The sequence below is a fragment of the Orbus sasakiae genome (assembly GCF_039542345.1).
GTDB lineage: Bacteria > Pseudomonadota > Gammaproteobacteria > Enterobacterales > Orbaceae > Orbus > Orbus sasakiae.
In genome coordinates this window covers 547982-574717 of sequence record NZ_BAABHY010000001.1, presented here as the reverse complement: position 1 = coordinate 574717, position 26736 = coordinate 547982, and the positions used below count along the sequence as shown (strand labels likewise).

The 26736-nt window shown below is 39.3% G+C and carries 20 protein-coding genes; 5 read left to right on the top strand and 15 right to left on the bottom strand.

All coding sequences use genetic code 11. The annotated features are described in order from the left end of the window. The first annotated feature begins 22 nt into the window (after window positions 1-22). Together ABEA36_RS02480 and ABEA36_RS02475 are read left to right on the top strand one after the other, a co-directional pair. Complete coding sequence (locus tag ABEA36_RS02480) at window positions 23-931, top strand: LysO family transporter (RefSeq protein WP_345488448.1); 909 nt, start codon at window positions 23-25, stop codon at window positions 929-931. 18 nt (window positions 932-949) lie between these two features. Continuing rightward, window positions 950-1345 carry a YchJ family protein gene (locus tag ABEA36_RS02475; RefSeq protein WP_345488446.1) on the top strand — a complete coding sequence of 132 codons (396 nt, stop codon included), beginning with the start codon at window positions 950-952 and terminating at the stop codon, window positions 1343-1345. 121 nt (window positions 1346-1466) lie between these two features. Here the strand turns inward: ABEA36_RS02475 and ABEA36_RS02470 are convergent, their stop codons facing one another. From ABEA36_RS02470 to creB, 11 genes are all read right to left on the bottom strand, one after another. Then, window positions 1467-2819, bottom strand: a complete 1353-nt coding sequence (locus ABEA36_RS02470; protein ID WP_345488444.1) for a hypothetical protein — start codon at window positions 2817-2819, stop codon at window positions 1467-1469. A 6-nt stretch (window positions 2820-2825) separates the two neighbouring features. After that, window positions 2826-9089: an AAA domain-containing protein gene (locus ABEA36_RS02465; protein ID WP_345488442.1), complete on the bottom strand. Its 6264-nt coding sequence runs from the start codon at window positions 9087-9089 to the stop codon at window positions 2826-2828. A gap of 38 nt (window positions 9090-9127) precedes the next feature. Then, on the bottom strand, window positions 9128-9784 hold the full coding sequence (locus tag ABEA36_RS02460) for a 4Fe-4S single cluster domain-containing protein (RefSeq protein ID WP_345488440.1): 657 nt from the start codon (window positions 9782-9784) through the stop codon (window positions 9128-9130). A 1-nt stretch (window position 9785) separates the two neighbouring features. Beyond that, a complete protein-coding gene (locus ABEA36_RS02455; RefSeq protein WP_345488438.1) occupies window positions 9786-11603 on the bottom strand; it encodes an AAA family ATPase in 1818 nt (605 codons plus the stop codon). A 307-nt stretch (window positions 11604-11910) separates the two neighbouring features. Further along, entirely contained in the window at window positions 11911-12627 is a 717-nt protein-coding gene (locus ABEA36_RS02450; protein WP_345488436.1) for a UDP-2,3-diacylglucosamine diphosphatase, read from the bottom strand. Window positions 12628-12630: 3 nt separating this feature from the next. Continuing rightward, window positions 12631-13122, bottom strand: a complete 492-nt coding sequence (gene ppiB / locus ABEA36_RS02445; RefSeq protein ID WP_345488434.1) for a peptidylprolyl isomerase B — start codon at window positions 13120-13122, stop codon at window positions 12631-12633. A 62-nt stretch (window positions 13123-13184) separates the two neighbouring features. Next, on the bottom strand, window positions 13185-14039 hold the full coding sequence (folD, locus tag ABEA36_RS02440) for a bifunctional methylenetetrahydrofolate dehydrogenase/methenyltetrahydrofolate cyclohydrolase FolD (RefSeq protein ID WP_345488432.1): 855 nt from the start codon (window positions 14037-14039) through the stop codon (window positions 13185-13187). Between the two features lie 84 nt (window positions 14040-14123). After that, on the bottom strand, window positions 14124-14891 hold the full coding sequence (locus ABEA36_RS02435) for a hypothetical protein (RefSeq protein ID WP_345488430.1): 768 nt from the start codon (window positions 14889-14891) through the stop codon (window positions 14124-14126). Between the two features lie 91 nt (window positions 14892-14982). Further along, window positions 14983-15672, bottom strand: a complete 690-nt coding sequence (locus tag ABEA36_RS02430) for a DUF2884 family protein (RefSeq protein ID WP_345488427.1) — start codon at window positions 15670-15672, stop codon at window positions 14983-14985. A 14-nt stretch (window positions 15673-15686) separates the two neighbouring features. Beyond that, on the bottom strand, window positions 15687-17150 hold the full coding sequence (creC, locus tag ABEA36_RS02425) for a two-component system sensor histidine kinase CreC (protein ID WP_345488425.1): 1464 nt from the start codon (window positions 17148-17150) through the stop codon (window positions 15687-15689). A 10-nt stretch (window positions 17151-17160) separates the two neighbouring features. Continuing rightward, complete coding sequence (creB, locus tag ABEA36_RS02420) at window positions 17161-17853, bottom strand: two-component system response regulator CreB (protein WP_345488423.1); 693 nt, start codon at window positions 17851-17853, stop codon at window positions 17161-17163. Between the two features lie 132 nt (window positions 17854-17985). Between creB and ABEA36_RS02415 the strand changes: the two genes are divergently transcribed. Genes ABEA36_RS02415 through ABEA36_RS02405 form a run of 3 tightly spaced genes read left to right on the top strand, consistent with a single transcriptional unit; the run spans window position 17986 to window position 20274 of the window. Further along, window positions 17986-18672: a heavy metal response regulator transcription factor gene (locus ABEA36_RS02415; protein ID WP_345488421.1), complete on the top strand. Its 687-nt coding sequence runs from the start codon at window positions 17986-17988 to the stop codon at window positions 18670-18672. Next, window positions 18666-20051, top strand: a complete 1386-nt coding sequence (locus ABEA36_RS02410; protein ID WP_345488419.1) for a heavy metal sensor histidine kinase — start codon at window positions 18666-18668, stop codon at window positions 20049-20051. The genes ABEA36_RS02415 and ABEA36_RS02410 overlap by 7 nt, the downstream gene beginning before the upstream one ends. Before the next feature lie 4 nt (window positions 20052-20055). Next, the gene (locus tag ABEA36_RS02405; protein WP_345488417.1) at window positions 20056-20274 is read left to right on the top strand and encodes a hypothetical protein; all 219 of its coding nucleotides are present in this window, start codon (window positions 20056-20058) and stop codon (window positions 20272-20274) included. Between the two features lie 189 nt (window positions 20275-20463). Here the strand turns inward: ABEA36_RS02405 and ABEA36_RS02400 are convergent, their stop codons facing one another. The 4 genes from ABEA36_RS02400 to ABEA36_RS02385 form a co-directional block, all read right to left on the bottom strand. Further along, entirely contained in the window at window positions 20464-20769 is a 306-nt protein-coding gene (locus ABEA36_RS02400; protein WP_345488416.1) for a DUF6506 family protein, read from the bottom strand. A 52-nt stretch (window positions 20770-20821) separates the two neighbouring features. Beyond that, on the bottom strand, window positions 20822-21625 hold the full coding sequence (locus ABEA36_RS02395; RefSeq protein ID WP_345488415.1) for an AraC family transcriptional regulator: 804 nt from the start codon (window positions 21623-21625) through the stop codon (window positions 20822-20824). A gap of 76 nt (window positions 21626-21701) precedes the next feature. Then, entirely contained in the window at window positions 21702-25709 is a 4008-nt protein-coding gene (locus ABEA36_RS02390) for an NACHT domain-containing antiphage protein EruA (protein ID WP_345488413.1), read from the bottom strand. A gap of 72 nt (window positions 25710-25781) precedes the next feature. After that, a complete protein-coding gene (locus tag ABEA36_RS02385; RefSeq protein ID WP_345488411.1) occupies window positions 25782-26501 on the bottom strand; it encodes a JAB domain-containing protein in 720 nt (239 codons plus the stop codon). Window positions 26502-26736 lie beyond the last annotated feature (235 nt).

Below are 26736 nucleotides of genomic sequence, written 5' to 3'. Positions count from 1 at the left end.
ATAAGTTCACAAAGGTCAATTTATGTTGTTTGGCATCTTGATAGCACTGGTTCCATTATTAATCGGCTATCTTATTAAATTATCTAACCCCAAATGGCTCAATACGATTAATCAATCATTAAGTTTGATGGTCTATTTGATTCTATTTTTAATGGGCAGCGAGCTGGCGCAGCTTAACGATTTATTAAGCCACTTGACGACCATCATATATTCCACCTTACTACTGTTCATCTGTACTTTTGGCTTTAATATGATTGCACTGATGGTCATTGATGTGGTATTACCGTGGCGCAGTAAAGGCCCAAATAGCGAACCTTTAGTATCTCGCTTTAAAATGATATTGGAATCGTTACGCATTTGTTTGGCACTGGTATTGGGTTTTATTTGCGGACTCCTTCCCCTATCGATTTGGCAATATAATGAAACAGCCAGTAAAGTCACGCTGGTGGTGTTATTAGTCCTGGTTGGTATTCAATTACGGAGTAACAACATTAGCCTTAAACAAATCCTCATTAATAAAGTCGGTATGACCACGACACTGGTAGTGACACTCAGTGCGCTACTCGGTGGCTTGCTAGCTTCCTATTTATTAGATTTACCGATTAATACAGGATTAGCTATGTCATCAGGCTTTGGTTGGTACTCTTTATCTGGCGTTTTAATGACTGAGGCGCAAGGCCCTATTATCGGTAGTATCAGCTTTTTAAACGACATCATGCGTGAACTGTGTGCGATCATTTTAATACCAAGCTTAATCAAGCGTTTTAAATTAACGTCATTAGGGATTTGTGGTGCTACCTCCATGGACTTTACCCTACCGATGCTACAAAAAGGTGGTGGGATTGTGATGGTACCACCTGCCATTGTACAAGGGTTTTTATTAACGCTGATTATGCCCGTGTTAATGACGTTCCTTAACTACTATTTCTAACTTAAAGTACACTGAATTATGAATAAAAAAATAGCTCAATTATGCCCTTGCTGCTCAAATCAATCTTACCAAGATTGTTGCGAACCGTATCACCTTTGGCAAAAAAATGCGCCAACCGCCGAAACGTTAATGCGCTCACGTTACAGCGCTTACGCACTGCGTAAAGCCGATTACTTAGTCAAAACTTGGCACCCTAAAACATTGCCAAGTAAACTCGCCGAAGAGATCAGTGAAGCTAAATGGATAGAATTAGTCATTCATAAAAGCTGGGATAGCCAATCGCCGAATGAAGCATTTGTTGAATTCACTGCGCGCTACCGTAATAGCCAAGGCAAAGCTGAAAAAATGCATGAAATCAGCCGTTTTATCAAACATGATTCTCACTGGTTTTATGTTGATGGTAAATTTATTTAAGTGAGCTGATTTTTGTATCGATAAACACAGTGATACAGATCATGTTGTGCTTAATAAAGCTAAAATGCAATAACATCATCTGTCTCATTTTGATAACGATACACTTACTGTAGGCCTTGACTCAGTCTTTATAATTTTTCAGTTTGTTTACTGTCTCAACTTGTTGCGTTGTAACTGAAACATATTTTACGGGTGCTTGGCCAATTGCAAGGCTTCGTTCAAGTTCAAATTCACAACCTTGGTTTGCCATCCACTCCCTGAGTTTATCGAAATCATTACACCATAGGGTTTCGACATCTAAATCACGTTTACGGTCCTCGATCGGCGTTAAACGAACCGGTCTTATTTGTAAACGCGGACTGGCTGTTTGCCCGCCAACTTCAATGCCATATCCTGGTATAGAAGGATTATTGACAATAATTTTCCCGTCTTTTTGCCATACGGTCGCCATCCCTTCACGGACTTCATAACCGAGTTTAGATAACCCATTTAAAATGGCCTGTCGGCGATAATTCGCCGTAATCTGTGACGTGTGCTGATCGATACTGGTTTGGCAAGCGGTAATCAAACTTTCAACTTCAGCGATTTGCACCGCATTCAATTGTTTGATTTTCAATTCAACCGCCTCGGGGAGTGTGATATGCTGATTTTTGACTTCGGCAAGCAAACCTTCTAAACGTGCCGTTAACGCTTGGTAATGTTTACAACGGCGAATATCATTAGCTAAGTCAATATTCAGACTATCTAACAAGAGTTGATACTGCGCTTGATGGGATTCATTTTCAAGTTGTGCAATCCTTGAAAGATATGATGTTGCTAACACAGGGTCAATCATGTTTATTTCACTAATATAACGATCCAATTTTTTCAATGCCGAGTTTTCGTTTAACCCTCCTTGTGCTTTTCGCCAATCGTCAAACGTCGTCATGGTGTGTCCTGGCGTCATTTTACTGAGTATATCCTTTTGACTATCAGTCATAACGGGCGTTATAGCTTGTGATTGCTGTATAAACTCAAAGCCAGCTTGTAAAATATGATTAGCCTCATCGGCTAGTGTCCCTTGTTTTATTTGCCTAATTTGTTCTAATAATTGACTTGGCACCGTTGAACGGGTTTTTTTCTCAAGTTGTTGCAATATGACGGCAGCATTCTCTTTTATTTGCCGTTGCTGCTGTAACTGCATGGCCTGCCGATTGATTGCTTGCTCCTGACGATCGGTTATATTGACCGCCAGCGATTCGAGTAATAAAGGGACACTTTTTTGTAATGCTTCAAATTCATCTGCTTGCAATAATGACTGTAACTGTTGACGTTGCTGTGTAATCAAGGCAACGTCATGTTGAATATCACCGCCTAATCGTTGCCGTTTATTTTGCCATTGGCTGATTGCAATATCGACTCGGTTTAGTCGCTGTTGACAATTTTGTATGACTTCCTCACGCGTTATAATCCGTACAACTTTTGGTCCACTCATTCGCTTTTACTCTTTATTATTTAGCTTATCAATTAATTGTTTTAAGGTCTGTTGGATTTGATCTTTATGACTAAACCAACTTGCCGATGAAATTCGGAAGATGTCCGGTAATGAGCGTTTTAACACATTGATGCGCCAAATTTCTCTGGAACGGGCATTAGCGAGTAAAGGATGATGCGGAGGATCACACTCTATTCCTAATATATACAGGTTAGTTTGGGGATCTTTAATCGCAAAATCTAACGAAAAAACGTCATTGGTCGATAACTGATCGTAAGAAATATTAAGCGTATCAAGGAATTTTGCGACATCATTTAAGAAACCATCACGCCCTTGATTTGCTTGAAGAGGACTTTGCGTCTCAATGGAATGAAAACGATTTAACAGTTCTTTATTTTGTTGCCACAGTGCATGCGTCAGGGTACGCGCATACTCAAGGTACGATTGCAGATAGTCACGTGGTGACTGTGGTGGACGCTGAGTCTCTAACATATCTGAAATCGCATCAATCGGCATAGACGATATAATCATCACTCGATGTTTAGCACGAGTAATGGCCACATTGAGCCGACGTTCGCCGCCTTGTTGCCCCAACACACCAAAATGACGGCGAAAAGTACCTGATTCATTACGACCAAATGTTGTCGAAAAAATGATAATATCCCGTTCATCACCCTGCACATTTTCAACATTTTTTATGAAGAAAGACATATCTTCGCCACTATCTTGCCGATTGATTTCCTCAATATAAGTCTGTTTAAACATTTCATCTTCAGCAATACGTTGATGAATCAATGTCGAGATCAGTTCAGCTTGTTTTTTATTAAACGTTACCACCCCGATAGTCGGTCTTTTTGACGCATCTACTTGCCACAATGTGGAAATTTGCTCGATAACGCACTGTGCTTCTTCAAGATTTGACTGATCCTTATAAATACCATTAATTTGAATTAACTCAATAGGTTTAATCAGTTGCAATGTTTCTTTTGAATGGCGCACAGGGACATTAAGCCGTTTAGCATAAAAAGCAACATTCGAAAAATGAATCAGTTCACGATAATTTGAACGGTAGTGCACCTGTAAGGTCGTTGATGGTAATACACTGCGACCTAATTGTAACAAATCTGGGCAATCAATAATTTCTCGCTGATTCCAAAGATTTTCCTGTTCTTTCTGCTCTTTTTCGCTAATTTCTTCATAGGACAGTTTGAGATCAGGTGACTCCTCTTCATCCATCTGTATTTGACTACTGAAAAAAGACGTTGGCGGCATCTGTTTTTCATCACCGCTGACAATTATGGTTTTAGCGCGATACAATGTCGGTAACGCATATTCAACCGGCATTTGTGACGCTTCATCATAGATAACAACATCAAATAATCCCGCTTTAAGGGGTAATACTTGACTGGCAACGTCTGGGGTCATTAACCATACTGGTCTGACTGACATTAACCCTAAACCAATCCCCCTGTTGATAAACTCCCTTAATCTCAGTGCACGTTGCCCTGTTAAACGGGTAATCGCTTCCCATTCACCCAGTGAGGCCAATGCAGAACGATCAATATTATTGTTTAAGAACTGTCGATTAAGGTGTCTCATCCCTTTATCGGCTTCAAGCAATTCAGCAATATACTGCTCGTGTTCTTGGTTATCCGCTAACAAGGCGGGGGTTTCTTGCTCTAACTTTGATTTCCAACTCAGTCTAGCTTCAAAATTTAACACTTGCCTAAAGCTCTGTTCAAGCTGATGTTCTGGCATTTTCTCTAATTCATTGTGATACGTTCGTAAATGCATTAATAACGTCATTGCCTCGGAAGATAAATGCCGGGACCGAACCCTAAAATATTGATAATGATACACCTCTGATAAATGCTGTTGAATCATCAGGATATCAAGCGGTGTTGATTGATGATGGCAGATAGCCAAGTTAGCAGCTTCATAAATGTCAGAATTCAGGTAGCTCTTAATCGTGATTAACGAATTAATGGACTTGACCTTTGCCTCATAACGCACGAAAGCTACATCAAAGTCTTGTAAGAGTGTATTAACTGCTTGTGTGCTATTTAACACAGCTTGCTCAATATCGTCATGGGCAGGGGAAGTTGAAAGTTTCACAGCCCATTGCTGCACGTCTTGCAATTGCGCAATACGTAGACGAATATCGTCGCCAATTGAATGCCCCATTTCGGCCGGATAAGGAGGGAGATCAAGGTGTTGATATAACGAATTTAACGCATCACGGATTGGACGATACTGTTGCTCGAGTTGCAAGGCTTGTAAGAATCGGTTTAATGTTTGAGCATCAAAATGATAGCCCAATTCATTGAGCGTACGCTTCACACGGTAACAATACAGTTTACGTTTAACATTCAATATCGATAGCCATGAACGGGCAGAGTTTGCTACTTGGGTATACAAAATCAACTGTTGTAAGTGTTGAGGCGTGAAACGAATTAATGTTGGTGAAATATCGTGCCATACATGATGACGAATCGTTTGCTGTTGTTCTAAAACTTGATTGAGTTGATGTAAGATCTGTGCACCACGGTCAGAGTTAAAAAGGCTTAACCATTTATTTAATCTGCCTCGCACTGGCTCTGTAATTGCAAGCAAATCTTGAGCATAAGTTTTAATCCACGCCTTATAAGGCGTAGGTTCATCAAAATCAAAACGACTTTGATGTAATGCCAAGATTTCAACACGGCTTTTTTCTGTTTCTAAAAAGTCATTAAATGTCTTTAAAAAATCATTAATCGTTGCCGTATCGTGTGAAAATAATGATAAATGAATCAGTGGATTATTTTCATAATAAGCGGGTAACCAATAGCGAATTAATGGTGCACATTCATTTTCTAATAACATCAACTGATGCAGATTTAAGTCTTGTAAACTTTGTCTAAGTTGTGGGGCAGAAAATGGCAATTCATCGCGACTTAAATAAATTAACTCACTAATAAGTTGTCGATAATTTAAACCTATTTGATTATCTTGATGATGAACCGATTGATACACCTCATCAAGACGCTGTTCCAAAGATGACACAAAATTAGCTTGCTGTTCACGAGCACGGACTAACATATCGATCGGTTCATTGTGCCCTTTTAAGATGGCAACCACTTGTTCCCTGACACTACTGATAATCGCCTGTCGATCGGTATTGATCGCATTTATCATTAAGCTACGAGATGCCAGCTTTTCAGCAACTAACCGTTTATATACCACATCCAGTGCGGCTTTTTTTTGACAAACAATTAATAGTGTTTTATTACGCCCGATTGCATCAGCCACCATATTCACAATCGTTTGACTTTTACCAGTACCCGGCGGCCCTTCAATCAATAGTCCAGGCGCCTGACGTGCCTTAAATATCGCATTTTCTTGTGACGGATCACTGGCAACCGTCAAAAAGCGTTGATGCTCAGGAGGTTTATCAACGATAGCCAAATTTTCAGTTGCAGTATTAAGTCGCATAGCTGTTTCAAGGCCGGTTCCTGTTGGCGACAGTTGCTTGAGAAACCGTAGATCCTCACCAATAACTTGACCAACAAAATTGACATTGAATATCACCGCAACACAATCGAAAAATAATTTACCACTTTCAATCTCTGTATTTTCAGGTAATGGGATTAATTGATGATTTAAGACTAATCCCATGTCACTTAACATATCCATGACATCATGTTGATGTAAAGTGGAACGAATCATTAATTCATCAAGTTTATTTGACAACCGCGTGAACAGGGATTTACCCAGCATGTGCTCAAGCGCAGGATTGATTCGCACTTCTTCACGTTGGTTATCAAATGCTAGCGTCGTATTTTGAGTTGCACCGAGCTCACTATTAATGTTAAGTGGCCACAAAAAGACAGGGGCAATACGTGGCAGACGGTTAACATGACTTTCCTTATAATAAAGAAAAGGAAAACCCATATATAACCCATTCACACCACTATCACGAAAATCTGATCGACACTGATTTTGGAGATTCACCATTCGTCTATTCAGTGGACTATTATTCGAAAATACCATCGGATCTACACGGCACGGTTTTACATTTCGCGTTAGTAAATGGTTAAGTAAAACATCGCTGGGCTTTGTTTCCGTCCCTAAAGAGCTCAGATCCACACGTGATGAAAGAGGCCCTAACCGCATTCTCACTAACGGGCCAAGCATAATGGCTGTTGCAACTTTCTTACTAAAATAATCCATTATCTGAGTGATATATTGATATTCTTCAGGTTGTCGCCACTGCTGTTTTTCGATACCGAGTAACAAAAGCAATCGATTTAATGGAAGCCGTTTTTCCAATCGATATTGTTCTACCCACTGATTAATCTCATCGTAGCCTGTTTTAGCAAAACCGATAATTCGCTCATTAAGTTCTTTATAAAGCGCGACCCTTGGTTGGAGGATCAATTTAGGCAATGATTCTGCTGAAAACGCTAAAATATTAAGATCTTTGACCTGTTGATTAATATCCAATAAGACATTATCAGCTGATCGAAATAGCGATAATGGGCAACTCAATAAAATGATCAGGTCTTCATCACTAATAATTGTTCTTTCCATAAGCGATAACACGCCAGGATGAATGGCATCAGGGAACAGCTGCCAACGCTCTTGCCATTGTGCTAACAACTGCGTACGTGATGTAGACAACAGATGAATTTTCACAAAGTCATCGACGAGTTCAATCTCAATATTTTTAGCACGTTTAAATACGATTGCAATACGTTCGTGTAATTGCCATAACCAACTCTCCGTATTCAATTGTCTTAGGAATGCGGGCACCATGCCACTAATGAGTTGATACCCCTCAATGGGGTATTTTAGCAACCAAGGTGATGATACAATTTCGCCCTCCCACACCAAAGGCATATCCTGATTTAGCACCTTAAGTGCTAACATCAATTTGGCATTATTGGGCAGTGAATCTTGCTGAATAACAAACCGAATATGATTCATTTTACTGATATCATACTCAATTTGTGTTAACCAGGTTAACAGTGATCCATTTAAAAGTAGCTCAGTGGCGGCTTGCCAATGAGCATGCTCCGCGGCAGCAAGGGCAAAATGTTCCGGTTTGCGGTAAAAACGGCGATTAAGCTCAATCGCGACGCCATCGAGTACCTCTTGCTCAATTACCCTACTGGTAGGCGATGCCACCATCTCGCCTTTTAACCATGCTTGAACGTCAAGCCATTGCCAGCGTTGATGATGATTTTTAGTTAATAATCCCCTTAGTAGCAATTGGATATCCGAATCGAGATGGTCGGGAATAACAACACCATTTGTCAAAATATGAATCATAAATGCCTGTTGATTCACATGCTGAAAACACGTGCCGTCAGTCAGCTGTTCTAGCAATATCATGCCAAGACTCCACCAATCTGAACTCATACTGACTCCACCGACCACGGTTTCCGGCGCCATATAGTAGCTTGATGTTAAAGGTGAAATAATATCCAAATCAAATTCAGAAAGTCTGGCTGACCCAAAATCGGTGACAACTAAATCAAGTGGCTGATTGGTGCGAACCAGTAATGTTTCTGGGCGTAAATCACAAAGACGCAGCCCCGCTTGCGCAAAGCAATTGAGTGCCGAACCAAGTTCACTGACCACGTGTTTAATGGTCGGAATATCCGTCATGATGATCCCAGCGTCAGCTAAAGAACCGTGTGACAGACGTTCGGTCACAACATAAGCTTGCCCTTGCCATCGTCCTGACTCAATGATCTCAGGCACATGTTCGCGTGGTAAGGTTCTGAGTACGTCATAGATATCACTATTGGGCTCACGATCGACCGCATACAACGTCAAGGTTGCGTGTGTTAGCAACGTACGATGTTCAACATGATAGCGCGTAAAGACATCGTCTGATTCAGCAATTTTTTGTAATAAACGCCAATCATTCACCGATGTTTCTGATGGATTGGGCGCACTTTGTGCACAATGAATTGAATCATCAGACGTAGACGTCGATGTTGGTAAATGTTCTGCTACCGCGGCAACGTCTTCACCACATGTCAGGCAAATTAAATCCCCCGCTTCGATTGGGTGACCATTACGGCAGGTTAAGCCGGTACAATCATTGGGAATAGAGGGTAATTGTTCAGCGGTAATAATTAAAGCAGGCCGCCAGCCCGTTTCTCTTATCGCCTCACGCGATAAGTCCCATCCACATTGATGTCCATTATGCTGACCCTCACAAAAAATCTCATATAATGACCGTTCAGTTTGGCAATTGGGGCAAAATCTCATCATAGACATCAGTAACTATTCCGTAGGATATTTATATTATTCATCTATCAGCGTCTTTTATGCTGTTTCGTTTTATGAGCCGTTGTTTTTAATTGGTGGCCTTGATTTTCAAGTAGCGTTTGCAGCGTTAAAAAATCATCGCGTTTTGGTATACCCGCAAACCAAATTACACCTTTTTCATCAAACATCATATCCAAAGCATGATGCTGGTCATCCATGCGTTGATATTGATAATCAGCAAAACGTGCTTGACCAAGTGGCGTTAATAAATGCATGTTTTGATTATCACTACCCCGTAACGTAAATGTTTGTGCCTCATTAATAACAAAAGGTTCGGAAATGATCACATCGACATTTGGGGCCATCACATTTACGTCATTAACAATCTTTGCAAAGGGTAATCCCGTATAAATCAGTATATCAACAGGTGTTAAGCGTTTTAATTGGTGAACTAAATAAGCCAGGGCCTGCGGTTGCTCAAAGGGTTCGCCGCCAGAAATGGTGATTCCTTCAGCCAGATGAATCCAATCTTTGATAACATCAAGCAACGCATCAATATCGGTTAAATGTTTTGCTTTTGGCCATGTATCCGTTGAAATACAGCCTTGACACTGTAAGTGACAACCTTGAAACCAAATCCCTAAACGCTGCCCTGGGCCTAATGTCGTTACCGGAAAATGTACGCGTGAAAGCCCCATCTCCATTTTATTTTAACACGACCGTTAACTGATTTGGCTTTACATCTTCAATCAACAAACACTGATTTGGCTGAGGATTTAATGTAAAAACGTGCCGTGAAAGCGGATTGAGCAAATGGGCTTCAATTTGGTTACGAATACCGCGCCCACCATTAGATAAGTCAGCTAACGCAATATTTTCTAAAGCTTGTAATGCGCTCGGCGTTATCTGAAGCTCAAAATGATTGTCACGTAAATCATCAATAATATTGTTGACCATCTGCGTAAAAATGGCTTTTGCAACATTCGGGCGGATAAAATCAAACACCACAATATTTTCACCGATACGGTTTAATATTTCGGGGCGATTAAGGACGAGTTTAAAGTAACGCTCAATCTCCTGTCGTACCTTGGTATTTACCGCGTCATATGCATCAGATTGTGTCACATTAGGCGTACGTAGCCCCTGATTATCCACTTTATAAATGCCCAAATTCGAGGTGAAAATAATCAATGCCTCAGAAAAATAGACGCGTTCACCACGGCCTGAGGTGAGGACACCATCATCAAGAATTTGAAGAAATTTATCTAAAATCCGTGGATGTGCTTTTTCAATTTCATCAAACAACACAACACTAAAGGGTTTTTCACGAATCGCATTTGTCAATTCGCCGCCAACATCATAACCGACATACCCTGGCGGGGCACCAATCAACCGTTGATCAGCATGTTCACTACTAAATTCTGACATATCAAAGCGAATATAGGCATTTTCATCATTAAACAATAAGCTGGTAACCGACTTGGCAAGTTCCGTTTTACCCACCCCTGTTGGGCCAGCAAGAAACACCACACCACGCGGTCTATTGCCTTTGCGTTTATAACCAACGCCTGTAATCGCACGCTTAACAATATCTAAAATATGGGTCACCGCATGTTCTTGCCCTTTTACGCGCTTAGCAATAAAGTCATCGGCCTTTTTAATGCGGCTGTAATCAATTTTTTGCCATGGGTCTTCGGTTACGCCAACTTTATAGCGTCGAACGGCATCCGCGACATTATGCACCGGAACCTGTTCAACCCGAGCTAGCGTGGCAATCGCATTGAGGTCTAGCAATAACATCCCCTCAGTGTTCTGACTAAATTCATTGGTATACTTTTCAAAGTCCTCGCTATCAAGCGTACTGGCATGTAAAAAACCACGTAACAGTGCGGGGGCAAGTGACTGACGCATTGACTGGTCAGGTTTTGGAATCGGAATATGACGTAAATGGGGATTATTGATTAAGAACCAATCCGGTAAATCACCTTCTTTTTCAACGATCCAAACAACGGTATTATAAAAAGGTTTTCGTTGCTCGCCAGATGGTCTTGCAAGCGTAGAATGAGACAGCACTAATGCACGAGTAAATAGTTGATGCTCTTGGGCCGTTAAATTATCCGCTCGCAATACAATTTGTGATGCAAAATCGATCACCAAAGCAACCGGTTCGGTCGTAAGCTGAGTCAGTCGCTCAAGAACCATACTGAGCATATCTATGCCACCTGACGCTTGACCATTATCCGCTGTCAGTCCAATCTGAGCAAAAAACGACTTCTCGTTTTTAATTGGAAAATCATGGCTCGATACTAATCTGAAACCATTCATTGGATTCCAAACCAGCACATTCTCATAACCGGCACAACGAAAGGTTCGAAATAGTGTCTGCTCTAGCGTTTGGGGTGTTACGATGTTTTCTGCTATTTCATAGGCTTGTAAGTCGTGAATATTCCCCGATAAAACAAACTGACTTTTTAACGGTAAAAATCGACATAGATCCTTAATCCATCTTGCTTTTTCTTGCATTTTTTCTTATTTTTTTAGTTCATCAAAGTCACTATTATAGGTCAATTTTGATTTGATACAAATGAATTGTCCTGATAATTATTTTCAGATAATTGCGCCGTAATATGGCATTTTTATTTTAAGTTCTCAGGCCACAACATGTGCATAAATAATGTGTAACACAATGTTGATGAACGTTTTATCATCTTATTGAAAAATGAGGATCAACGCACAATATCTGTTTTACTATTGAAGGTGCAGCTTTTGATATTAATGCATTTTCTTAAACTTACCGTTAATCACCCATTGAAAGGGTTAACGGATAACGTCAACACTGAATCAATTTAACTTGACCGTTTTCATCTTGATGAATGTAGTTAACACCATCATGCCAAGCCCCTAAAACGAGGCGTTCAACAGGTTTTGTGTCAAGTGTAAATCGGTGTGTAGCGGGTTTGTGTGTATGGCCATGAATCATGATATCAGCGTGGTAGTGCGTCATCATCTCCATGACTGCCGTTTGATTCACATCCATAATGTATTGCGCTTTGTGCTGATTATGTTGCTGGCTTTTATTGCGCAGTTTAGCGGCAATGTTTTTGCGTATAAAACGCGGTAACATTAAAAACAGTCGTTGTAGCCACTTGTTGTGCATTTTGCGGCGAAAGTTTTGATAAGCGGTATCATCAGTACATAGCAAATCACCATGCAGTATCAGTAAATTCTGTTGATTAACCGGTAACACGTTCACATCAGATAATAGCGTCATTTGGCAGGCTTTAGCGTAGCGCTGGCCCAATAAAAAATCACGGTTTCCGTGCACAAAATAACTGGTAATATGGCGAGTGGCTAACGCCGATAAGGCACTGGCAACCTGATCTTGCAGCGACTCAGTGAGGTCGTCACCAATCCAATAATCAAACAGATCACCTAAAATATACAGTTCACAATGGTCAGGTAAGTCTGCTAAAAAATGCAAAAAGCCTGTTGTTATCACAGGCTCATTGTCATTTAAGTGAATATCAGCAATGAAAAAACGTTGCATTGATTATTCTACAGTCACGCTTTTAATGACCACATCTTCAACGGGCACATCAGAATGCATGCCATTACGGCCTGTTTTCACTGATTTAATGGCATCAACAACATCTAAACCATCAACCACTTTTGCAAATACACAATAACCGTAACCACTTACATCGGCTGAACGGAAGTCTAAATAGTCATTATCAACAACGTTAATAAAGAACTGTGCGGTTGCAGAATGGGGATCATTGGTTCTTGCCATTGCTAATGTACCACGACTATTTTTTAAACCATTAGCCGCTTCATTTTTGATAGGTGCTTTGGTTTTCTTTTGCTTCATACCTGGTTCAAACCCGCCACCTTGAATCATAAAATTATTAATTACACGGTGGAAAATCGTATTGTCATAAAATCCTTCTTTACAATACTCGATAAAGTTTTTAACCGTTTCTGGCGCTTTGTCATCAAAAGTCTCAATCTTAACATCGCCTTTATTTGTATGAAAAATAATCATATTACATTCCTTTTTAATTTTGTTATCTTATTTTCGCGTTAATACAACGGATCTTAAACTACCTACTTTTGACCAAACTTTTCACAGGCTTCTAATGTATTTTGCATTAGTGTTGCAACCGTCATTGGCCCTACGCCACCAGGTACTGGTGTAATAAAACGCGCATGCTTCGCGGCCGATTCATATTCAACGTCACCGGCTAATTTGCCATCGGCTAAGCGATTAATCCCAACATCGATCACAATCGCGCCCTCTTTAATCCATTCCCCTTTAACAAAGTTCGGGATACCAACACCTGCAATCACAATGTCTGCACGTTTAACATGATCAGCCAAATCGGTGGTGCGGCTATGGGTAATGGTTGTTGTACATCCTAACAGCAATAATTCTAATGCCATTGGACGACCAACAATGCTTGAAGCCCCAACCACAGTAGCATTAAGCCCTGACAGGTTAACGCCTGTTGATTTCAGCATGGTGACTATGCCATAAGGCGTACAAGGTCTTAATACCGGCTCACGCTGCAATAAACGGCCAATATTAAAGGGATGGAAACCATCAACGTCTTTTTTCGGATCAATACGCTCAAGTACGCGCGTTTTATCAATATTATCGGGTAAAGGTAACTGTACCAAAATGCCATCAACATCCGCTTGCACATTAAGTTTATCGATTAAATCTAATAACTCTTGTGTTGTTGATGCAGAAAACTCATAAGCAAAAGAGACAAATCCCACTTCATCGCAGGCTTTTTGCTTATTTTTGACATAAATCTTCGATGCAGGATCAGCGCCAACTTGGACGACAGCAAGGCCGGGTGCACGTAAACCATTCGCTTTACGTTGTGCGACTTTTTGCGAAATATCAGTCCTAATTGTTTGGGCAAGTGCTTTGCCATCAATAATACTTGCGGTCATCTGTTTCTTTACCCCTTTGAAAATATTACATAAGTTCACATTGTCGCAGATGTTGGAAATGATGTCTATCCTCACATCGTTGACTTATTGACTAAATTTATCGGTCTGCCGTATAAAGGCTTGATACTTTTTGTTATAACGGCAAGCAAAAATGATCTCAATCACAGGCAACAGCATTAAAATTAACCAAATGATGACGAGCGGAATTAAAAATCCATTGGCAATTTGCGTCACATAAAACCCCATGATTTTAATGATCGTGTCACCGGTAAATAACTGAGATAATTTGATTTCAAATACTTCATCCATCAACTGCCGATTCAGTCCAACGCCAGAGGCCACTTTATCTTTTAAATTTGATTTGATTAATTTGAGCCCTACTGGTGACTCAATAACCGTTAATATAAATTGATGCACAACTTGGTGATTTTGTTTAGCCAGTTCGATTTCAGACAAGATGATATATTCAATATCATTGACGGCATCGTTCATCGCTTCATCGAGACTTTTATTACCATACACATCGATTTTGAGGTTAAAGTCGAAATTCTGTTCTGCAAACGATTGAGCGGTACTTTGATATAATGGCAGTTTATCAATGATTTGATCGCGACTGGTTGTGATTAAGCCGTAAACCAGACCAAAGCCAAAACAAACTAACGGAATAAGGAAGTAGTAGCTTATAGCTAAATACCTCAGTGCCGGGTAACGACGACGAACTAATACCCATTTTTTAAATAACACTAAAACAATCAAGGCAACAATAAAACTCAATAAACCGGTTTTAATCCCACTCCAAATAATCGCAAAGACATTAATATATTGCGTAAATAAGCCGTAATAATCAGCCATCGTTTTCCCTTTTTATACCCTGCTCTCATTGGCAGTTTTTGCTAATTCAATATTATATCGAGCTTGATGCTAAACGAAGTCAACACACAAACTAATTTAAGCCAATCATCAAATGATTATATTGATTATCAATATCACTGATCAGCTCACACACGTGCTCATCGAATGATTTTAAAATCACTTTTTGTTCTTTCCACTCTTGTTTGGCTATTTTTTTAATGGCTGAATAGTTTTTAAATAGATTAAAACTGGTAATGCTATCACCCAATATTTTATAAAAGACTTTTTCACCAATGTCTTCACCGTCTTTTTTGATATTATTAAAGGGCTGATAATAAAAATACGTCACGCCATCTTTGGTTTGAATTGACTTATGTAATAAATCCGTTAGCTGCGCATGCAGATTATTGAGGTGCTTTAATAATTCACTTTTATTGCCGAGCTTTTCACGGATAGCCGTTTCAAAAGCGACGCGCACATCATTGAGCTGCCAATAAGCACGGTTTTCAAAAAGGGGTAACTGCTCACGCAAATAAGCCTGAAACTGCTTAGCTTCTTTTTGGATGGCCGGCTTGGTTTTAACGCTTTGCCCATTTAACATCACTGCACCGTTTGGCATGATAATCACATTTGTCTGTGGATTTGCCAATTGTACGGATGATTGACTGACAACAATATCGTAAGAGGGCTTAACCAAACATTCCACTGTTTTAGCCATTGCTGGTGAGGCCAATAACAAATTCGCCAGCACGCATAGCCATGCAACACTTCGTTTAATCATCCTTTCCCCTCTTGTTAGGCAATTTTAATCATCAATGTGGCAACTGTACCTTGCCGATCTGGGCGGTTTTCAATCAATATTGAGCCATTATGAACAATCGCAACTTCTTTAACAAACGATAAGCCAAGTCCGCTGCTTTTGCCTTTATTTGGCCTTGGTAGTGAGTAAAAACGTTCATAAATACGATTAATCGCATAATCCGGAATCCCCGTACCGGTGTCTTTAATTTCGACCGAATAATACTCGCCTTTTACCGTCGCATTGATTTCGATTTGGCCACCGCTTGGTGTAAAATCTAACGCATTACTCAATACATTACTGAGCGCCTGAGTCAGCAAAAATTGATCGCCTTTCACTTTTACCGCTTCATTTTCAATCGTAACTAACTCAATACCTAATAACTGTGCTTCAACCAATTTGCTATCAATTAACTGCTCAATAAGCTCACGCATATTGACCGATTTAAAATTGACCCCCACACGACTTTCAAGTCGCGCGAGCTGTAACATACGTTCAATTAACACACTCATGCGCTCAGTTTGCTGATCAATATTATTTAAAAAGCGTGATTGGGTCTTTTTGACATTGGTCAGGTTTTCGGTTTGCAATAACATCTTATCATTAGAATCTTGCAGTATCTCGGTTGCGGCGCGAATCGATGACAGCGGGCTTTTTAATTCATGGGCTAAGGTGTGGATATATTTTTCAATATAATCTTTACCGTCAAGCTTTAAGCGCATCTCTTCTAAAGCGTTGGCTAATGCTTTAAGCTCAGGTGAACCTAACTTAGGTAAAATGGTGTTTTCACGGTTTGATACTTGATTGGCATAACGCACCAATTTTTTAATTGAGCGGTTAATCCACCAAATGATAAACACCCCAATCAATAACGCCACACTAATTAAAATGCCGCCACCAATTAAAATGCGACGTTCACCCTTATCAATAATCACGGACATCGCCTGATTTGGTTTTGATACCGTTAATACCCCAACAAGTTCACCGTCAATTTTAATTGGCGCCGCGACGTACATCACTGAACTGCTGGGATCACTTGGGTCCGTGCGGGTGGTACGTGCGCCATATTTGCCACGTAAGGTTAAATACACATCATTCCAGCGCGAAAAGTCTTTGCCTTCATCTTGCTTGTCCGAATCAAAAATCACCAGCCCGTTTTTATCGGTAATATAGACGCGGTAAGCCATTTTATCTTTAATGATGCCATCAATATTGGCTTTAATCGGTGAGCTATTCACATTGCGAAAGGCTTCGCCAAACGCGCTCTTTTTGACTTGATCCAATGACGTGAGTTCTTCTGCAACTATCGTTGCAAGCAGTGATGCCGTATCGATTAACATCCCCTCGGTCGCACGCCTTACTGTCGGTTTTACCTCTTGCAAAAAGATGGTAAACACCAAGTAACAGGCTAACATTGCAACCAGGACATAACCTAATAAAAGCTGTAAACCAATACGCATACCTAATGCCTTATAAAATACTTAACGAATACCCTAATCCACGATGTGTTTGAATCGGAAGATCAGAGGACGAATTCACTGCCACTAATTTTTGCCTTATTGTTTTTATATGGGTATCAATTGTGCGTTCCATTGACTCTAAATTATCCTGCCAAACCCGCTCCATTAACTGAGCTCTTGAAAACACACGATTGGGTGCCGACAAAAATGTTTTTAATAACAAATACTCATAACGTGTCAACTTTAATGGCTTATCATAATAGCGAATAAATGCGCTATCTTCATCTAATAAAAATGGCCCAATTTGTACAATCGCGCCACTTGATTGCTGGCGCACAACTCGACGTAAAATCACTTTAACGCGGGCTAATACTTCTCGGGGTGAAAACGGCTTAGCGATATAATCATCGGCACCAATTTCAAGCCCCACAATACGGTCGACCTCTTCATTACGGGCCGTTAAAAATATAATCGGTATATCGTATTTGGCTAAAATCAACTTGGCCAAATCAAAACCAATAATATCGGGTAAGCCAACATCTAAAATCAATAAACTGGGCAAGGTTTTGGCTTGCTCTAAGGCTTGTAACAGCAATTGCCCACGTTCAAACCAACGGACCTTAAAGCGCTCGCTTTCAAGCTTATAAACCAAGGTATCTGCAATAGTTGCTTCATCTTCAACCAACCAAATACTGACCATCATCCAAACCTATTTTATTTATTATAATTGACACTATTATATACAAAGTTAACTAATCGTGCACTTGATTACATCATCGCCTAACAGTGATACAATAACGCTATTGTTTTCTAGCGTGATAACGACCAAACCAAGATGAAACTCCTTATCGTCGAAGATAATCAAAGCATGGCCGATTACCTTAAACAAGGTTTAACCGAATCGGGTTATATTGTGGATTTATTGCATGATGGCGTCGATGGCTTACATCAAGCGCTCACTCAAGAATACGACCTGATTATTCTTGATATTATGTTGCCTAAACTTGATGGACTGGCCATTTTAAATGCGGTGCGCCACGCGGGTAAACAGATGCCCATTTTATTGCTCTCTGCACGTGATCAGGTTTCAGATCGGGTGAAAGGGCTTGAGATGGGCGCTGATGATTACCTTGTTAAGCCGTTTGACTTTTCGGAATTAATAGCGCGTATTCGTACCCTACTGCGCCGTTCGATGCTCAATGTGAATGATGCCTCATTATTAAAAATCGCCGACTTAGAGCTTGATATTAAACGACGCTTTGTGATCCGCAGTGGCACACGCATTGACTTAACCGCCAAAGAGTTTGCACTCCTTGAATTGATGTTACGCCGGCAAGGTGAAGTCTTAACCCGCTCGTTAATCGCCTCGCAAGTGTGGGACATGAACTTTGACAGCGACACCAACGTCATTGACGTTGCCATGCGCCGTTTACGCAGTAAAATCGATGATAACTATGAGCCGAAATTAATCCACACCTTACGTGGCATGGGGTATGTGCTTGAGGACAAACGCCAATGTTAAGGCGCATGATGCACTCGCTCACCTTTCGTTTAGCCGTGATGTTTTCAGCGGCGGCACTATTGGTATTACTGTTACTGGGCGTTGCCGTGCTTTATGCGGTCAATCAACATTTTATTTCGCAAGACCGGATGATGCTAAGCGCCCAAAGCAAACACCTTATCCATCGCCTGCATAATGTGACCGAACTCAACCAACTGCCAAGCACCCTAAATCATGTTGCAAATGATGCCGCACACAATGAACACGGTTTTAGCGTCTTGATTGTTGATGACCATAATCAACCCGTATATCAAGATAATAATCATCCGATTACCACACCAGCAATGATTGAGGAAGCACTCAGTCAACAGCTTAGTAGCAGATATGGCCCACAAAACAGCTACCGCATGCTGACTCAGCCAATTGACTTACTGGGCAAACCTGCCACTTTAATCGTGGCCCTCAATATTAATCACCATGAAACCTTTTTAGCGTCGTTTCGTTACTCAATATGGTTTAGCATTGCCATCGCGGCGTTATTAATGGGGTTATTGGCCTGCTTAGTAGCAAAAAAAGGCTTAAGCCCGCTGCATACATTGATGCAACAGACCGAACAAATCACCGTCAATAACCTTGACCAACGTATCCCCGTCAGCCAAAGCTATGCTGAAATCGCACAGCTAACTGCCACGTATAACGCCATGTTAGATCGGTTACATCACTCGTTCCAACGTTTGATTGGTTTTTCATCTGACTTGGCACATGAACTGCGTACGCCACTGAGTACCCTAAAAATGCAAAATCAGGTCATGTTATCAAGGCCGCGCAGCGTTGCAGAATACCAAAAAGCCATGCAAGATAATGCCGAAGCGCTCGATCAGCTAACTCGCATGGTGACAAACCTACTGTTTTTAGCCAAGTCCGATCATGGCTTAATTCAGCCTGAACCTGCACCATTTGCATTGCATGATGAAATCAACCAACTGTTTGAATTTTATGATTACTTAGCGCAGGACAAATCAATGACACTCCAGCTGACCGGTCAAGCCATGCTGTGTGGTGATAAGAACTTATTGCGCCGAGCCATCAGCAACCTGATCGCCAACGCAATCAACTATGGCGAAGCCGGTACCGTTATAGCACTGGAGATTAGCGAGCACACTGACCACGTGTTATTAACTGTCAAAAATACAGGCGACACTATTGATGAAACGCATTTACCGCACCTGTTTGAACGCTTTTACCGTGCTGATCGTGTGCGCAGCCACGGCAAAGAGGGTGTAGGATTGGGGCTGGCAATTACGGCTTCAATCATCGCTGCCCATCAAGGTACGATTACCGTGTCATCTATCCATCGGCTAACCTGTTTTAGCCTAACACTCCCTAAGCATAAGGTATAATACGATGTTTTTTCTCGATCCGGTTGATGCACTACTTGCGTTGGTGGTTATTCCCTCCATCATTGGCCTACTCTTTTCGTTGCTGTTTGCAAGCGTTGAATACGCCATTCGGCGAAAAAGTTGGCTGGCCAGTTTTGGGCGCACAGTACTGACTTTACTGATGTTTTACCTATTTTTAATTCTGTGTATGGTCATTATCAATGCACTAAATTGGTATGTTTAAAGCGTTAATCAAATGGGGTTAAGTTTATTGGCACAGAGTCAGTGCGACTAAATGGGTTAAATCCAATACCCGCTAGCCGATAGTGATAAGCTAATACGTGAAAATCACATCAAGGTAAATAAATCCAGCCCCACATGTTCATTTTGCGAGCGAACTCGCAAAATGATGATGGATGAGCGTGAATCGTGCTTATTCAAACACATCGTCACCGCTGATGTGCCCTAAGCCAGGGTGATGATCAAAACGCACAACGCCCACGACGATTTTATCATTTACTGCTTGTTTAACTTTGGCAACGCCTTCAATCCCAAACCCACCACATAACTCAATAGCAATAAAACCTTCATTAACCAACTCTTTGGCCAGTTCAGCCGCGGCGGTGTAACTGTTTACCGCATACGTGCCAACGGACACGCTGCCTGTTTCGACTAAGCCATGGTGAATGGTTGGGTTACCTTCTTGAGCAATAAAAATAAATGCAGCTTTAAGTGACATTATGTTCTCCTTATCATTGTATGTCGGTTTAACTGCTAGCAATTATGCGTAATTAACGTAAAGGGGGATTGTAAAAATGCGACATGAAGTTAGCGTCTTGAAAGTAATCGGTGGGCGTTTGTTCCGTAAAATGCTTAAAGTCTTTAATAAAATGGGACTGATCATAATAACCATGTGACAAAGCACAATCTAAATATTGTGTTTTTTTGTGCAGCAGTAAATAACGAATTACCGCCTGTATTTTGATGATGCGTTGCAAATATTTAGGGCTGACACCGCTGTTTTGCTTCACCACACGTTGAAAATGGCGCACACCAATGTGCGTCTCGTCAATAACGGCATCTAAGGTGGATTGCCGGTAATAAATCTGATGAAAAGCGTAATCAAGCCATGGGTGCTCATGTTTAAAATTGATCGCCAATTGGCTCATCAAAAACTGCTCAATGATATCAATGCGTGACGCATGACTCGGTGCTGCGCACACCTGATGTAAAACCTGCTCGCCTTTATTGCCCCACAAATCTTGAACGGAATATAACTTATCGGTCAATTCAATCGTTGGCATCGGGCAAAAATGACGTAAAGCGCCAATTTTAAATCGCACGGATATGAACGATAACGGGCTATGTTGCTGAAACTGAAAGCGTGTCGTGCGCGGCGCAATCAACACCGACGATGCTTGCTTGACGATATGTGAATCAACCGTAATTTTATTTGCCGGTTGCTGATAATAAAAAAACAACTCCGCCCCACTGCCCGGCAAGATATCCGGCAAATGGCACTCGTCTTGCCACGACCAATATCGATTGATATACGGCGCAAGCAGAGGGTTAGGTTTAAAATCACATAGCTTCATAGATGTCGAGTTGATGGTTATTCACGTTGGTAGAGTTTATCTTATTTGTTATTTGATTGCTAATGGGGGAATCTGATTAAGTTTGCTCCGACAGATCCAGAACAAAAACATCAATCTTCCCTATTAATTCTTTCGGTATTTCTTTTTCTATTGAATCTTTCAACTCTTCTGGAGAGTTAATAGTTGAAGATTTTTTACCAGCGATTTCAACATGTTTACCATACCATAACACTAAATATATTCCTTGATCTGCTGCATTAGGATGAATAGCATAGCGCTCGTACAATTGTTTCTTAGCTGCGCTATATAATTCTTTATGCCATTGTCCTTTTACTTCTATCACAAGTAGATTTTGCTTACCATCAATTGAAACTGTGCATGTAATATCACAACGATTGCTTGAGGCCATATGATGCTCAATAGATACAACAATATTTAATGGTTCGACTTTAGGTTTTAAATATTCAACCAATCGATTCCTTGCGGTATTTTCCTCTATATGTTTGCCATCTTTATAAAAGACCGTTAAGGGATCGGTTTCTGCACCTTTTAAGTACTTTTGTACTTCTTCAAATTTTTCAATTAAAAGGGAACGTAAGTCTTCAACCGAAGCGATACGATTCTGGTCTAAAAATTGTATAATTTGATTAATCGTAGGTGGTGAATAGCAACCTAACGCCCTTTTTTGTTGTGCAGTATATTGAATATGTTTAAGTGACCTGTAAAAACTAACAAATCGCTCATCACTAAGCATTTTATCAATCATAGAGATAGTATTTTCTGGTTCATCTTTATCTAAATACCAAATAAGATCTTGTAGAAAATGGTAAGCTAATTCTCCCGGTGGGCTTCCTGAGCCAAAAATTAGAGATAATTCAACCTCAGGCCAGACAAGGATAAAAGCATCTAATATTTTATAGACTTTATCCGCAGTAAACTTTGCCCATGAATGCTTATGATGTGAATAATGATTGATAATACTATTAAAATCTAACACTATATTTTTATCACACTTTAATGCATTCCAAACAAAATCAAGTTCACCAATTAATAAAAACTCACGAATATACCAAAATTTTCTTTTAGCTATTGTACTAATAGCTGGTGGTTCATAACCCCATACATCTCGATAATAATTGCATTGTTCCGTTATGAAATCTTTTAAAAAATCTTGGTTACTTTCGTAAGTGATACACATGTCAAAAAGAGTTTTTGTTGTATCAATCGATGAGTGTTTACTATAAACTTCTAGCCACTCTTTCGATAGCTTTTCAGCACAAGGTACCAACTTATCTTGCTCATAAAGAATACTTAAATCGACATGTGGTGTATTTTTTTGTAATCGAGGAGTAATGAACTCTCTAAAATAATCTTCTTGACTATATGTATCATCAAACAGGCAGTGATCAATTGCTTGTTTGAACCTATTTTTTTCATCAGGTAAATAAGTCTCACTACTATAATATGACCTAATATCATATTTAACGAGTTTCAGCATATCGGGTGGCAAACGATTTAATAAACACTCTTCACGAAAAAACAATAACGTAATCGCATGGCACACCATAATAAAACTTTGCCAATTTTCCTGTATTGTCAGTTCCACTGTCGGCAAATTCTCTATAACAAATGGCAAACTATTTTTAAGTGCCTTAATCGATAATTCAGGATCATATTCAACTTTTTTATTTGTTGGGTTAACTAAATAATCATACGCAAATATTTGTAACAATCCCCAATGTTTACCTTGTTTTATATCCTCATAATGCTTTGTAATATATTCTTGATCTTGTTGTTTTTTTGTTCTGTTTCTTTTTTCCCAACGTTTTCGCAGTCGACGATAGTTACGACCGACAGAACTAATTTTTTGAAGTTCCCTCTTAGTTTTGCTGTTATTAAATTTAGCCCATGTTTTCATAAATTCAGGCTTATGGTTAGCATGATGTTTCATCAACATTCTAATTGATTGCAATTCATCATTACTTCTTTTAAGGAAATGAGGATGATAAAAGCCTTCCCACAAAAATAAATTATTATTTTCGTATGCATACTCAATTATGAATTGAGTATCATCTAATGAAAGTTCTAATCCAGAATGAATATGTGTAATTATTTGCTTTGTTTGTCTAACATCGTATGAATGACTAAATATTAATAATTGAATGCTTTGCCTAAGCGTATTATTTTCTTGTAAAGATTTTACGGATAGTGATTTGTCTGATGTGATAGTCTGATGAAAATATAAATCTTTTATCCAACTATACATTCTTTCAGCAGAGGCATAATTAGTCATTATTTGCAATTCAAAATAGCGATCAAACAGTTGCCCAATAATTGTACTTATCCCTGTCTTGCAATAACAATTATAATTATCTTTTCCACAGATACATTTAATATCTGAAGATAATTCATCAAGTAAATATTCAACTGTAATCAGATTCAGTTTTTGTACAACATATTTCACTAAATTATGATTGAATTTCCCATCCCATTCATCTGAATGGTTATTATATAATGGTATGAAAAGCTTAAATAATTGTAAAAAATACTTTTTATCAATATTTGACGTATCACAATGTTCAATTAAATAATCACACAGTTCTAAAGAAGCTAGACTATTTTCAGTGATAAACCGTTCTAATACCGTTTGAACTTCAAAAATGGGAATTTTTGATAGCACTTTTAACGCATACATGCGATTATATTTATCTTGATTAACATCAAATAAAACATCGCTTAGTGTATCAAATAAAGCAATAATAATATTATTATCAACATCTTCTAAAGATCGTAAAACTAAATCAAATAAATCGCTATTGCCTGTTCTAGAAAGTATTATTTTTACCTCTTCAATCATTTCATATGTAAAAAAATGCCGACTATCCGCTATTGGTCGTATATCATTACGCCTGAAATAAGGATCATTTTTTTCTAACTTAGCAAGCGCATGTAGTAATTTAATTTTTGTAGATAAAGATAATGATTTTGAGTCACCATTGGCAATTATAGAATAAGGATCAAGCTCAATTAATATGTGTTGATATTCATCTTTTACAAAAAGAGTTAACCAACTGATGAGCCCCCTTAACTCCTGTCTTAGTAGATTATTTGGAGCAATGATCGACAAACAACGCTTCAAGGTAAGTTGATCTTTTTCATCACCAATTCGTCGACTTAAATATTTAGCTGCTGATATTTCAGCAATAAGGCGATGAACTGGGATATATAAATCTGAGGAGTTGGCTGGTTTAAATAATTGTGACTCAATTGTATATTCTAACAAGTGTTTATCTATATCTTTGGTTAGAGCATATAAATAACAATAATTTTCATTTTGTAATGCTTCTCTTAAAGTGACACCTGAATAACCAGATAGCAACAATTTGGCAAAAATTTGTTCCGATGCTGTAATGATCTGATTCGATGAATATCTTCGGTTATGCTGATGATATTCATTGTGTTCAGCCGCAAGTTTCTCAATTGATTCATCGAATAATTCTATTTTTGAATCACAAACTTTATTGCTTTGCGCATAAGTTAATGAAAACAGTTTTAGAAATAGTGGATTAGATAGAAGCTCACTAAATCCTAATCGAGCAACATCTGTAATAAATGTTATGAAATTTATTGATGGATGTTTTTCTTCAATATACAGACGCTGTTCAATTAGACTAAAAGCCGTTAAATAATAGGTTTTAGATTCTAATTCTGTTCCGATTTTAATTAACCTATCAAAACTTTTTTTGCTCCACTCACTTGCTCTACAAGATAAAATTAAGTTTTTAGGTTGCACTTCAAATATTTTTTTTATTATTAAATCAATCGAATACTGATCAAGCTTAGTTACTTCATCAAAACCATCAACAATAAGAGTTTGAAGATTTTCACACAAAGGTAAAAGTCTAAAGTCGGAAGCTGAAAAGCATTTTGTTTCAAATTTATTAGCAAGGTTATTTAATAAATCAGTTTTTCCCGCACCCGGCTCACCGAGAATTATGGCACATGTTGAGGAATCAAATATATCCTTTTCGTGAATTTGATTTCCTTTGTTATCGTTTAAGTGCCGTTCGATATACATTGTCATAAAGTTATTTTGAATTTATTCTCTTATATTTAAACCACAAAAAATGCGAGACACTCGCATTTTTGACACTCACTACTCTTTTGCTTTAACCGTTTTCTTTTTAACTAGCTTCTTAACATCACTAACTGGAATCTCAAGAATCTTAGCTACTGTTTCCAGATCAACACCTTTATCAAGTAGTGCATCGATTAATAATTTTTTATGTTCTCGTTCTGCTTTTACTAACTCTTTTGCCGCCCTTGCCTTTTCCTCAGCTGTTTTAGTTTTTCCTTTTTCGACTTCTAGTCGCTCTTTCGCAATCACCTTTTCTTCCTTGCGAATCTGCTCAACCACTTGATAGGTTGGCACATATTTTAGGCTTTGCTCAAGTTCGTCCATCAGGTCAATTTGGCGGAAGCTGACATAGTGTTCAGGGGTAATGATGAGGTGGTCAATCACGGCAACATTTAAAATGCGCCCGACTTGAATTAAGCGATCGGTGATGTCTTTGTCAGCATCTGACGGGGTTAAGCTGCCGGCTGGGTGATTATGCACAGCAATCACGCGGGTGGCGTTTTTCATGACGGCAACGCGGAATACGTTCATCGGTTCAACGGGCACAATGCGCACTGTACCTAAGGCGATCAACTCGATATACAAAATAAATCCGGCTTCGTTCATGCCGATGATCCAAAAATGTTCTTTATCGCGGTCGATTTTATTATCTCGCATCAGTATGCGCTGCATAATACTAAACACGTCATCGGTGCCTTCGATATATTTTTTGTCATTTTTACCGAGTTTAATATCCATTTGATTGCCTGTGCCAAGTCATTTGATGACAAAATATAGCACAATTTACCATTAAGTTAAAACGCAAATACACAAACCATGCCTATTTTTGTTGATGTATTTTCAAGGTGTTAGCGAGTAAAACAGAATTTGATTTTGCGATGCAGATCGCAAACTAGCATGAAATGAATATTAAATTTGCGAGTTGCCTCGCAAATTCCACCTAATTTTCGTTAAATTATTGTCGTAACCTATA

What these genes read in the sequence shown, in the direction of transcription:
- ABEA36_RS02480 (WP_345488448.1), top strand. Translation starts at nt 23, where the DNA reads ATGTTGTTTGGCATCTTGATAGCACTGGTTCCATTATTAATCGGCTAT.
- ABEA36_RS02475 (WP_345488446.1), top strand. Translation starts at nt 950, where the DNA reads ATGAATAAAAAAATAGCTCAATTATGCCCTTGCTGCTCAAATCAATCT.
- ABEA36_RS02470 (WP_345488444.1), bottom strand. Translation starts at nt 2,819, where the DNA reads ATGAGTGGACCAAAAGTTGTACGGATTATAACGCGTGAGGAAGTCATA.
- ABEA36_RS02465 (WP_345488442.1), bottom strand. Translation starts at nt 9,089, where the DNA reads ATGTCTATGATGAGATTTTGCCCCAATTGCCAAACTGAACGGTCATTA.
- ABEA36_RS02460 (WP_345488440.1), bottom strand. Translation starts at nt 9,784, where the DNA reads ATGGAGATGGGGCTTTCACGCGTACATTTTCCGGTAACGACATTAGGC.
- ABEA36_RS02455 (WP_345488438.1), bottom strand. Translation starts at nt 11,603, where the DNA reads ATGCAAGAAAAAGCAAGATGGATTAAGGATCTATGTCGATTTTTACCG.
- ABEA36_RS02450 (WP_345488436.1), bottom strand. Translation starts at nt 12,627, where the DNA reads ATGCAACGTTTTTTCATTGCTGATATTCACTTAAATGACAATGAGCCT.
- ppiB (WP_345488434.1), bottom strand. Translation starts at nt 13,122, where the DNA reads ATGATTATTTTTCATACAAATAAAGGCGATGTTAAGATTGAGACTTTT.
- folD (WP_345488432.1), bottom strand. Translation starts at nt 14,039, where the DNA reads ATGACCGCAAGTATTATTGATGGCAAAGCACTTGCCCAAACAATTAGG.
- ABEA36_RS02435 (WP_345488430.1), bottom strand. Translation starts at nt 14,891, where the DNA reads ATGGCTGATTATTACGGCTTATTTACGCAATATATTAATGTCTTTGCG.
- ABEA36_RS02430 (WP_345488427.1), bottom strand. Translation starts at nt 15,672, where the DNA reads ATGATTAAACGAAGTGTTGCATGGCTATGCGTGCTGGCGAATTTGTTA.
- creC (WP_345488425.1), bottom strand. Translation starts at nt 17,150, where the DNA reads ATGCGTATTGGTTTACAGCTTTTATTAGGTTATGTCCTGGTTGCAATG.
- creB (WP_345488423.1), bottom strand. Translation starts at nt 17,853, where the DNA reads ATGATGGTCAGTATTTGGTTGGTTGAAGATGAAGCAACTATTGCAGAT.
- ABEA36_RS02415 (WP_345488421.1), top strand. Translation starts at nt 17,986, where the DNA reads ATGAAACTCCTTATCGTCGAAGATAATCAAAGCATGGCCGATTACCTT.
- ABEA36_RS02410 (WP_345488419.1), top strand. Translation starts at nt 18,666, where the DNA reads ATGTTAAGGCGCATGATGCACTCGCTCACCTTTCGTTTAGCCGTGATG.
- ABEA36_RS02405 (WP_345488417.1), top strand. Translation starts at nt 20,056, where the DNA reads ATGTTTTTTCTCGATCCGGTTGATGCACTACTTGCGTTGGTGGTTATT.
- ABEA36_RS02400 (WP_345488416.1), bottom strand. Translation starts at nt 20,769, where the DNA reads ATGTCACTTAAAGCTGCATTTATTTTTATTGCTCAAGAAGGTAACCCA.
- ABEA36_RS02395 (WP_345488415.1), bottom strand. Translation starts at nt 21,625, where the DNA reads ATGAAGCTATGTGATTTTAAACCTAACCCTCTGCTTGCGCCGTATATC.
- ABEA36_RS02390 (WP_345488413.1), bottom strand. Translation starts at nt 25,709, where the DNA reads ATGACAATGTATATCGAACGGCACTTAAACGATAACAAAGGAAATCAA.
- ABEA36_RS02385 (WP_345488411.1), bottom strand. Translation starts at nt 26,501, where the DNA reads ATGGATATTAAACTCGGTAAAAATGACAAAAAATATATCGAAGGCACC.